Origin of the sequence: Geitlerinema sp. CS-897 (assembly GCF_028368005.1) — a bacterium.
GTDB lineage: Bacteria > Cyanobacteriota > Cyanobacteriia > Cyanobacteriales > Geitlerinemataceae > Baaleninema > Baaleninema simplex.
The window spans coordinates 1-9,025 of sequence record NZ_JAQNCQ010000046.1; the positions used below are offsets into that span (position 1 = coordinate 1).

A 9,025-nucleotide genomic window follows, 5' to 3' on the forward strand; every position below is an offset into this window, starting at 1 on the left:
ACACGAACCGTTAGAGTTCGAGACTTGCCCATTTCGGGTCAACTCGTATATTTGCAAATACCACGGCGTCAGTTTTACTGTAAAAAATGCCAACAATACTTTACAGAAGAACTAGACTTTATTGAAACTGGTCGAAGGTTTCCTAGGCGGTACGAAGAATATATTTACGAGCGAGTAATCGCTAGTAGCGTCGAGCAAGTTAAAAGATAAGAAGACTTGTCGTGGCATCAGGTAAATGGAATTCATCAACAGGTATACGAACGCAAAAAAAAATAAATTGGGGACAAGTAAAAAGGTTGGGTTTAGACGAGATAGCAAAACATAAAGGCCACAAAAAATTTGTGACGGTCGTGAGCGATTTAGAGAAAGGAGAATTGATAGAAGTCATCGACTCTCACCAACAAGAAGAAATCGCTGAAGTTCTTCTACCGCAACCGTTAGAGGTCAGAGAGGCAGTCGAAGAAGTCAGTGTAGATATGTGGGGAGGATTTCCAAAGCTTATCGAAAAAGTGTTCTCAAATAGTGAAATCACTGACAAGTTTTACAAACAAGCACGACGAACATGGTAGCGAATTCATCTCCTAACTCACCTGAAACCGAACCGATGCGAAGCGTTCACACTGCGAATTTTCCCGAACTTTTAAGACAGTTGGAAATTTCGCTAGTCGTCTCGACGTATCAAGCGGGAAAACTCATCGTTGTCCGAGCCGATGGCGACTCGATCAATACCCATTTTAAAATGTTTAATAAGCCAATGGGATTGGCCGCCGATCGCGAAAAAATAGCCATCGGAGCAGCCTTTCAAATTTGGGAGTTGCGGAACGTTCCCGCCGTTACTCAAAAACTCGATTTTCCCGACAAACACGACGCCTGTTATTTACCGAGAAACATACGTGTGACTGGGGATATCGACATTCACGAAATGGCGTATCTCGACGACGAAGTCTGGTTCGTCAATACGCGATTTTCTTGTTTGTGTACCCTCGATCGCTCTCATAGTTTCGTTCCCCGCTGGAAGCCGCCGTTTATTACTGTTTACGATTTGCGCGATCGCTGCCATCTTAACGGTTTAGGAATTCGCGAGAACCGTCCGAAATACGTGACGGCGTTAGGAGAAACGGATACACCGAACGGTTGGCGAGAACGTAAAGCCGACGGCGGTATTTTAATGGATATTGAAAGTAACGAATTTATTGCTCGTCGGTTATCGATGCCCCATTCCCCCCGTTGGTATCGAGGGAAGTTGTGGGTACTCGAATCGGGGAACGGTAGTTTAGCGACGGTCGATCTAGACACTGGAAAAATTACCACAGTTGCCGAACTTCCTGGCTTTACTCGAGGAATCGATTTTTATGAAAATCTCGCATTTATTGGATTGTCTCAAGTCCGAGAAACGGCAGTTTTTAGCGGTATTCCCATCACCGAACGGTTGAAAGAGCGCATTTGTGGGGTTTGGGTGGTGAATATTGACACCGGACAAACGGTTGCGTTTTTAAGGTTTGAAGACGCCGTTCAAGAAATTTTTGCCATTCAAGTTTTACCTGGAATTCTGTTCCCTGAAGTCATTGACTGGGATACAGAGTTAATGGCAGGATCTTATATTTTACCCGATGAAGCCTTGGCGGAAGTCGTGCCGCTTCCGACTGAGGAAATAGATCGTGAAATTCATAAAACTCCAACAACAGAGAACGCCGATCGCACGCCACACCCCAACGTTCTCGATCGCTTCGAGTTGGGAAATCGCTGTTACCATCAAGGACAACTAGATCGCGCGATCTCCGAATATCAATGCTGTTTGCAACTCGACCCTAACTTTATCTTAGCTCGCTACAATTTAGGGGTAGCCTTGGGAGATCTCGAACGTTGGGACGACGCGATCGCACAACTCAAACAGGTTATCGATCGCGAACCGAAATCTGCACAAGCTTACAATCAACTTGGATTGAGTTATAGCCGCATTGCCTCTTGGGAAAATGCAATCGACTGTTACGATCGCGCAGTGTCTCTCGAACCCAATTTCGCTCAAGCACATTTTAATTTAGGCATGACACTGTTGCAAGTTGGGGATTTCCAACGAGGATTTACTGAATGCGAGTGGCGTTGGAAAACAGATGAGTTTACGCCGTTTAATTGTCCACATCCGAAATGGAACGGCGAGGATATTTCTGACAAAACTTTACTCGTTCATACCGAACAAGGTGCAGGCGATGCGATTCAATTTATTCGCTTTCTTCCCCAAGTCAAACAGAAATGTCAGCGATTGCTGCTGTGTTGTCCGCAACATTTAGAAAAACTTTTTTCGCAACTTCCTGAAGTTGACGAAATTTTATTACCCGGAACGATTCCTCTCTCGGCTTTTGATACCTATATTCCCTTGATGAGCTTACCTTACGCGCTCGGTACGACAATTGAAACGATTCCCGATCGCGTTCCCTACCTCCATTCCAATTCATCTCAGTTTTCACTTCCCAATCGAACATCAAACCGTCCTAAAATTGGGTTTGTTTGGGGAGGAAGTCCGACGCATAAAAACGATCGCAACCGTTCTTGTCCTTTAGAATACTTTATTCCGATTTTAGAACGATCTAACGTTGAGTTTTATAGCTTGCAGAAAGGCGATCGCACCCAGGATTTATCCCAGTTACCGAATTCAGTTTGTGTAGAAGATTTGAGTTCTCAATTACAGGATTTTACCGATACCGCCGCCGCGATCGCACAGTTAGATTTAGTAATTTCTGTCGATACCTCTGTGGCTCATCTGGCTGGAGCGATGGGAAAGCCAGTGTGGACGTTACTATGCTACCGTTGCGATTGGCGATGGATGTGCGATCGCGAAGATACACCCTGGTATCCGACGATGCGTCTGTTCCGTCAGTCTCGACCGGGAGATTGGAAAAGTCTGTGCGATCGCGTCTCGTTGGCGTTAGAACAAGAGTTCTAATTTGACAGAAGTTTTGAAGACTTTTTAGAGTGCGATCGAAGTGAATTACCCTCGAGAGACGGTACGATAATTACAAAAATTGCTTGGGATTCCAAGGTGTATCAGAACGATATCCGACGATTACCGTATCGATCGATTCAGATTCTCTTTTTTTGAAACTCCGAGAGCGTTTTTTTTCGTTGCTATGATAATCAATATATCCTTTCTGATACCAATTGGAAATACCCGTCGGTAGATCCGATCTCAACGCTCCTCTAAAATTTATTGGAAAAATTCGATCGATCCACTGTTTCGCCAAGCTTTGACTGAGAGGTTCCTCAATATTTTTATTATAGATGATTGCCGCATAGGGCGATTCTGGCTCTTCTCGCTTAGGAAAAAGTAAAAACAAATCAATGTCTGGTAAATCGCCAATCAGTTCGACATAGCCTTGCTTCGCACCTTCAGGATGTAGATAATGATAGTAATAGGCTAAATGCCAAGATGCCAATCGTACCACTTCAGACTCATTGGCAGATCCTAACTCAACTAATAACGGTTGAATTTCGGGGATTTTGTAATTGCGATCGGTTGCAGCAAACAAAGCTAACTCGAGACGTCCCATATTAATGAGGCGACGAATCGCATTGGCATTATCACTAAACCGTTCGTGAGCGTCAAAGGCTAAGTTACAAGGAAAATAGGGGAGATAAGGTTCAGGTTCGGGAGAATTTTCGAGGATATCTAACAACCATTTATTCGGATCTAAACGATTGCTGATATAGTCTTCAAGATCCCTATCTATCCAGGAAATGATGCTCCAGAACGCACCAGCAATTCCCGGACGCTCGATTTCTTTTCGGCGCATCGTCTCCATCATTTCTTCAAAGGGAGGCAGTCCTGAAAAGAAGTCTGAATTGTATTTATTTTTCTCTCGATCGCTAAAATACCGATAGCCATTTTCTAATTTCAAGAAGTTGCTATAAAATTTAGCGATTTGATGAGCCGCACAAGCGCGAATATTAAGATGGTCTCGATCGAGCAGTTCTAATAACGTCTCTCCAACCGTTGACCACGGCAAATCGTAAATACCAAAAAAGATTTGTGTGGCATAAATATTTTCGGGAGTTGGCGTTTTGCAGTCTTCCGAACTCTCTAGGCGATCGAGCCATTCTAAAACTAATTGACGAAAGGGTTCGTCTCGTCCTAAAAATTGAAAACGCGAGCAAAACCTGTCAAAAATTTCGGGTTTATTTTGAGAAGCTTCAGTAATCGCTTGAAAAATTGGCTGCAAGCGTTCTCGAGTCGATCTGGGGTGATAGTCTTCACGCTCTGATTTTTGCCGTTCTTCATTTTCTAGGGCATAAATGAGATGTGAGATCGCTCGATCGCAAATTTCTATATCTGGGGACTTGAGGAGAGCGATCGTTTTTTGAAAGAGAGCGTCCCACTGTTCTTCCGTGTAATGGGTTTGCCGTGAAAGGTCTAAAACTTTAGTGGCGTTGTCGTCCTGCATTGTGGAAAATGTTTATTAAAACTACATTGTACTACAATGTAGTTTTTTTTGGGATCGAAATTTAATATAGCAGAATCATTTGAGTTGTGAATGCCCTCTGTAGTTGGGATCGCTGTGCTACAATACTTTCAGATTACAAGAATTCACGAATCAGTTGGGCTGGCTATATAGTATTTACAAAAGCAAAGTCTTTTGTCTGTTTGAAATTTTATTTTGAGAAATCGAGGTGCGATCGCACAGTTAGATTTAGTAATTTCTGTCGATACCTCTGTGGCTCATCTGGCTGGAGTGATGGGAAAGCCAGTGTGGATGTTGCTATGTCACCGTTGCGATTGGCAATGGATGTGCGATCGCGTCTCGTTGGCGTTACAACAAAGATTTAAAACAAGATTTAAAACCCCCTAACAAATCTTTGCCAGCCGTTCGGTCGCCACCTTATCCGCCCCTGGAGCTGTCCAATGTCCCGTAGCCGCATCGCGATCGATCTCGTAAGCAATCACACCGTAATTGCGTCCGTAGCCCCAGTTGACTAACAGCCAATCGTTCAAGCGCAAACCGATCCCCCGGCTTTGCTGCGATCGACTGCTCGACAACTGATAGACATCGCCTGCTTTACCAATGGCGAGAGTGTTCGTGTAGGGCATTCGGTTGTCGGAGTAAGCCCCCGCCACCTGATACAACCCTTCGAGTTCTCCCGGCGTTCCTCCCGTGGCGCGTTCCCAGCCAACTTGACCGAGAGACTGCGGCGTCGTCCAACGGCCTTCGAGAGTTCCATCGGCATTGATGCGGTACAACACCACACAATAGGAGGAATCGACACCCCACCCCGTAAATAAAAAGTTGTCTTCGACAAATCCCAATCCAGCAAAATGATAGCGATCGGTAAGCCAAATGACTTGATAAAGGCGATCGAGGGGATAAATTTTAACCGTTCCAGTGTAAGACTGGCCGCGCAAGGTCGTCGCGTCCTCGATCGTCCAAGTCCCTTCGGGATTGACTGACATTTTAAAACTTTGCAATTTTAAGGTTTCGTACTTTGGGCGTGGAAATTCGGGCGTTGTCCCGATCGCGCGATCGCCCCGTTTGCAACGCACGACCGAGTGTCGAGGAAGGAAAACCCGAAGTGTCGTCCTTCCCCGTCAGCCGTTATCCAAACACGCGGTCTAACACCGTTTGCGGTGTAATATCCACCATGCGACCTGTCGTCGCTTGAATTCCCACCGAGCGATCGCTCTCCGGAGGAAGCAGCTTGTGCGGGTCAGTCGGTCCGAAAAGGGCGTACGTGTAAGTTTTCACCGCCACCGCCAAGTGCATCGGGGCGCTATCCGTACACAACATTAGCGTCGCACCGGCGATCGTCGCCGCCAACTTGCCAACATCGGGCGGAGCGATCGTTTTCAGCCCGCTGGTGGCTTGCATCAGCGATCTCACGAACTCGTCGTCTTCGGGGCCGCGTGCCACGACGATGGGGAGGTTGGGTTGGCGTTGCTGCAACCCGCGAATCACCTCCACCCAATTCTCCACCGGGTAGATTTTATCGAGTCCCTTCGCTTGCGCCAGTTGACTCGAACCGCCGTGAAGCAAAATATAGCCGCTTTCAGCCACGCCAAGACGCTGCTGTTCGGCCTCAGCCCACTCCAAATCGTCCTTTAGGAGCGTCACCGAAAGGTCGGGACAGGGGGCTTCGATGCCGAATCCGCGTACCAAATCGTGATACATATCAGCGGCGTACTGTTCGCCTTTGAGGGGAACAGAGTTCGTTAAAAACGGGCTTCCCGATCCTTCATAGCCGACGCGGGTGGGAATCCCAGTCAGCCACAGGAACAGTCCCACCGCCCACCGCCGCCCTAACGACAAGGCTGCATCGAATTCGCGATCGCGCACCACCCCGAGGAGGTTGCCCCAGTCGGCGGGGCCGTTGCGATCTTTAAAATCGAAAGGAATAACGGTTAAAGAACCATCGTGAAAATACTTGTTGGCACGGTATGCCCCCATCGATCGCGGTTCGGCAACAATGCCAAGTTCGCAATCGGGATAGGAACGCTTGAGTTGTTCGAGAGTCGGGAAAAATAGCAGTTGGTCGCCAATTCCCCCAGGAACGAGGGCGAGGATTTCTTTCATAGGGATTCCGCTTGTCCGTTCGCGTTGGTGTCTCCGTGAGGGAGCGTCGCGCTTCTCAATCCAGACTTTATCGTATGTTGAACCTACCCGTGTCGTCTAGGGAAGAGGAGCAGGGGAGCAAGGGAGAGGGGGATAGGGGGAGAAACTGTCAACTCTCAACTGTCCTCACTGTTCGCTGTTCGCTGTTCGCTGTTTGCGGTAGAAGGTGACTCGACGACACGGGCGATCGCGCCGGGATCGCTTCGTAGCAACGTCGTCAGTCGCTCCAGTAGTTTTTCTAACTTTCCTTCTTCGAGCAAGCCTTCGATTAACGTCAACCCGCTCGTCGAAAGCATCAACTTCGTCACGTCTTGCGAGATATTGCCGTTGCTGTCGTTTCCGCCGCCGGGGAACGCGTAAATCTTCGCATCTCCCAAAATACCCGGTTGCGGTGCCAAGGATTTTACGATTTCCGGCAGTTGCTCGATGAGTTGCGGCGCGATTTCGGCGATGAGTTGGGCGTTACGGTTGGCATCGCTGAGGGCGTTTTCGGCGACAATCCGAGCTTCGATTCCAGCAGCTTCGGCGAGGGCTTTATCCCGTTCGGCGTCGGCGAGGGTGCGAATGGATTCGGCTTCTAAATCTGCGGCTTGACGGGCGATTTCGGCTTGGCGGCGGCGACGGAATACATCGATTTCCACCACGTTGTTTTCGGCGATGCGCTGTTTCTCAGCTTCCTGTTCGGCGAGAATGGCTGATAACCGCTGTTCCCGTTCGGCGCGTTCGAGGGCGGAGGCGGTTTCCACGGCGGCTTCGGCTTTGGCGCGAATCGCGTCGGCGGCGAGGCGTTCTTGGGTTTTTTGGGCGATCGCGATCGCCGCTTCTTGTTTGGCCAGTTCCGAGAGTTCTTCAGCTTCGGCGACGGCGACTTGCGCTTTCAATCGATTGGAATCGATGGTTTTCTGGCGATCGATCTCCGCCATTTCAGCTTCCCGTTTCTGCAACGCCTGAGCGACTTTGAATTTCTTCTGTTGTTCTTCGATCGCGATTTCCGATTCGATTTGCCGCTCTCGTACCCCTTGCGATTTCGCGATTTCTTCTTCTTCTACTGCCCGAGCTTGCAAAATTTTATTTCGCTGTTCGTTGGCGGCTTCTTTATCTTTGGCTTCTTGAATCTCGCGAGCGCGTTTAGCTCTTAACGATTCGATTCCGAGTTGTTGTTCGAGTTGAGAGCTTTCTCGTTCTTTTTCAATTTCTAATTCTTGCTTGCGGGCTTCTAACTCCCGTTGTTCGATCGTCAGCTCGGTTTGCAGTTGAAACTCGCGTCGTTCCTGTTGGGTTCGCAATTCGACTTCTTCTTTTTGCTTGATCGATCGCTGGATCGTCTCGGTTCTCAACCGCACGCCTTGAGCGTCGAAGAAATTGTTCGTGTCGTACGTATCGCTTTCTTCAATCTCAGAAATTGCAATGTTGTTGAGCGTCAATCCAACTTTTTTCAAATCCTGTTGAATTAAATTTAAAACCTCATCTGCAAAGCCCAATTTATCCGAATCTATTTCAGCGAGGGTTTTTCGTTTTGCAGAAGCGCGAATGGCATCGTCAGCCCGTTTTTCTAGGGCTTCTTTAATATCTGCCGGAGAAATTTTTCCGTCTCTCGACAACCGAGCAGCCGCAGTTTTGACATCTTGTTCGTCGTGATTGACACAGACATAAAACGTCACTCGCATATTGGCTCGCAAATAGTCTTGCGTCCGTACTGCCAAGTTTCCCGTGCGTTCGACATCGATATTAATTTCCCGCATCGGAACTCGAGTCAGTTCGTGGAAACCGGGAAGAACGATGCAACCGCCGTAGAGAATGACGGTATTTTTTTTGGCGAGAAAGCCCCCCGTTCTCACAAAGGCTTCGTTGTTCGGTGTAATTTGATAAACGCGGGTATACGCCCAAAATCCCAACAGTAGTAAAGCAATAATGACGACGATACCGATCGCCGTTCCGCCGAGAATGAAGGTTCCGCTTCCGAGTTGTGCTAAAACCAACACGTCCTCGGAGTCCTCAACTGAATTTTTAACGAGCGATCGCCCGAGCGATCGAGCGAGTTCTAAGCGTTTGTCTGGTGTAAGTCGTTCGAGGGGGGATCGCTCAGTCCGTTTTAAGGCTTCCGTTTCTCGATGGCGAACGGCGACGAGGGCGGGAGGCGATTGGGCGATCGCGTTTATCGGTACGGCTTTGGCCGGATTAAAGGATAACGCTTGCAGCAAAGTCAACCAGTACAACATGACAGTAATTGATAGTTGATAATTGACAATTGACAATTGATAACGAAGACCTTTTTCCTCCTCATTTCCTCATATCCCCTTTTACAGTGAACAGTGTTTCAGTCGCCAGTCACCAGTCGCCAGTCGCCAGTCGCCAGTCGCCAGTCACCAGTCGCCAGTGGGAACAGTTGACAGTTTTTCCCCCTCTCCCCCTCTCCCCCTCTCCCTTTC

General features: G+C 48.1%; 8 protein-coding genes. 4 read left to right on the top strand and 4 right to left on the bottom strand.

Going from position 1 to position 9,025, the window contains the following annotated elements:
• From POG22_RS02485 to POG22_RS02495, 3 genes are all read left to right on the top strand, one after another.
• The coding region (locus POG22_RS02485) for a transposase family protein (protein WP_498903436.1) at window positions 1-210 on the top strand (210 nt) is incomplete at its 5' end.
• Between the two features lie 11 nt (window positions 211-221).
• The gene (locus POG22_RS02490; RefSeq protein ID WP_498903438.1) at window positions 222-569 is read left to right on the top strand and encodes a transposase; all 348 of its coding nucleotides are present in this window, start codon (window positions 222-224) and stop codon (window positions 567-569) included.
• Entirely contained in the window at window positions 563-2,941 is a 2,379-nt protein-coding gene (locus POG22_RS02495) for a TIGR03032 family protein (protein ID WP_498903440.1), read from the top strand. The genes POG22_RS02490 and POG22_RS02495 overlap by 7 nt, the downstream gene beginning before the upstream one ends.
• 70 nt (window positions 2,942-3,011) lie before the next feature.
• Here POG22_RS02495 and POG22_RS02500 read toward each other — a convergent pair whose 3' ends face one another.
• A complete protein-coding gene (locus POG22_RS02500; protein ID WP_498903442.1) occupies window positions 3,012-4,214 on the bottom strand; it encodes a hypothetical protein in 1,203 nt (400 codons plus the stop codon).
• Window positions 4,215-4,649: 435 nt separating this feature from the next.
• Here POG22_RS02500 and POG22_RS02505 point away from each other — a divergent pair, with 435 nt between their 5' ends.
• Window positions 4,650-4,841 carry a hypothetical protein gene (locus POG22_RS02505; RefSeq protein WP_074171031.1) on the top strand — a complete coding sequence of 64 codons (192 nt, stop codon included), beginning with the start codon at window positions 4,650-4,652 and terminating at the stop codon, window positions 4,839-4,841.
• On the opposite strand, the gene POG22_RS02510 is transcribed toward POG22_RS02505, so the two are convergent.
• From POG22_RS02510 to POG22_RS02520, 3 genes are all read right to left on the bottom strand, one after another.
• On the bottom strand, window positions 4,838-5,440 hold the full coding sequence (locus POG22_RS02510) for a hypothetical protein (RefSeq protein ID WP_144053739.1): 603 nt from the start codon (window positions 5,438-5,440) through the stop codon (window positions 4,838-4,840). The two genes, POG22_RS02505 and POG22_RS02510, sit on opposite strands and share 4 nt — an antisense overlap.
• 142 nt (window positions 5,441-5,582) lie before the next feature.
• Entirely contained in the window at window positions 5,583-6,557 is a 975-nt protein-coding gene (locus POG22_RS02515) for a glycosyltransferase family 9 protein (protein ID WP_498903444.1), read from the bottom strand.
• 155 nt (window positions 6,558-6,712) lie between these two features.
• Entirely contained in the window at window positions 6,713-8,815 is a 2,103-nt protein-coding gene (locus POG22_RS02520) for a flotillin family protein (RefSeq protein WP_498903446.1), read from the bottom strand.
• Window positions 8,816-9,025: the final 210 nt, after the last annotated feature.